A 1,527-nucleotide genomic window follows, 5' to 3' on the forward strand; every position below is an offset into this window, starting at 1 on the left:
CGGTTACACCAACCTGTTCGATCCCGCCGTCGGTTTCTTCGTCGCACGCGATGCCGCAGGCAAGTGGCGGTGGGATGCGAAGGAGTTCAACCCGATTCGCTGGGGTGGCRACTACACCGAGACCAATGCCTGGAACATGGCCTTCCACGCCCCGCAGGACGGTGCCGGCCTGGCCGCGCTGTACGGCGGTCGCGAGGCGCTGGCTGCCAAGCTCGACCAGTTCTTCAGCACGCCGGGCAAGTACGACGTCGGCGACTACGGCGACGTGATCCACGAGATGATCGAGGCACGCGACGTGCGCATGGGCCAATACGGTCATTCGAACCAGCCCTCGCATCACATCATCTGGATGTACGACGAAGCCGGCCAGCCGTGGAAGACACAGGACAAGCTGCGCGACGCGGTGTCCCGCCTCTATGTGGGCAGCGAGATCGGCCAGGGCTATCCGGGTGACGAAGACAACGGCGAGATGTCGGCATGGTGGTTGTTCGGTGCCGCCGGTTTCTATCCGCTGCGCATGGGCACGCCGGAGTACGTCATCGGTGCGCCGCACTTCCCGCACATGAGTCTTCGTCTGGAAGGCGGTGCGACGATCGACATCAAGGCGCCGGGCGTGAGCGACACGAACCGTTACGTGCAGTCGCTAACGGTCAACGGCCAGCCGTGGAACAAGCTGACCCTGCCGCACGAACTGCTGGCGAAGGGTGCGACGCTCGAGTTCACCATGGGGCCGACGCCTTCGACGTGGGGAACCGGTGCCGATGCGCTGCCGGCTTCGATCAGCGCCGAAGGCAGCAAGCCTGCGCCGCTGGTCGACCTGACGAGCGAGGGCGGCAAGGCCTTCGGTTCATTGAAGGGCGCCGAGTTGGACAAGCTGTTCGACAACACCTCCGATACCTCGGCGCATCTGGCCGCGAAGGACGCCGTGGTCGGCTGGCACTTCGATCATCCGGTGACGGTGGAGATGCTCACCCTGACCTCGGGCGCCAAACCGGGCGATGCCTCGGGCTGGGTGCTCGAGGGGTCGACCGACGGCAAGCACTACAAGGCGGTCGATAAGCGTGAGGGTGAAAGCTGGCCGTGGCGCTTGCAGACGAGGGCGTTCGCTGTCGGCACGCCGGGCGCGTATGCCTGGTACCGCCTGCGTCTCGTTTCCGCTGATACGAATGGGCTGGACCTGAGCGAGGTCGAGTTCCTCGGCCACCGCTGAGAGCTTTGCTCTCTCTGTAGGAGCCGATTCATCGGCGATGGGTGCTCGCGGTAACCCGCGGCACCCCTCTCCGCACGGATCGCCGCTGAAGCGGCTCCCACAGTAGAGCTGCTTCCCTAGAGGGAGGCTGTCTGCCACAAGTGTTAAGGGCGCCTCAGTCCCCGTGGCGGGCCCTGCTATGATGCCCGCCTGACTTTTGTTCATCCGGGGTTGACGTGCTCGAGATCCTTCTGGCTGGCGGCTGGGCTTTGCTGCCGATCCTCATTTGTTCCTTTGTTGCGCTCGCGATCATCCTCGAGCGTTTCTGGGCATTGCGC

At 64.5% G+C, this 1,527-nt stretch carries 1 protein-coding gene; it reads left to right on the plus strand.

What is annotated here, in order from left to right; genetic code table 11:
* Positions 1 to 1,210: glycoside hydrolase domain-containing protein (locus tag AC1DT2_RS23040; RefSeq protein WP_477298996.1), on the plus strand; the 1,210-nt coding region annotated here is incomplete at its 5' end.
* Positions 1,211 to 1,527 lie beyond the last annotated feature (317 nt).

The organism is Luteibacter sp. P4_E6, assembly GCF_056401535.1.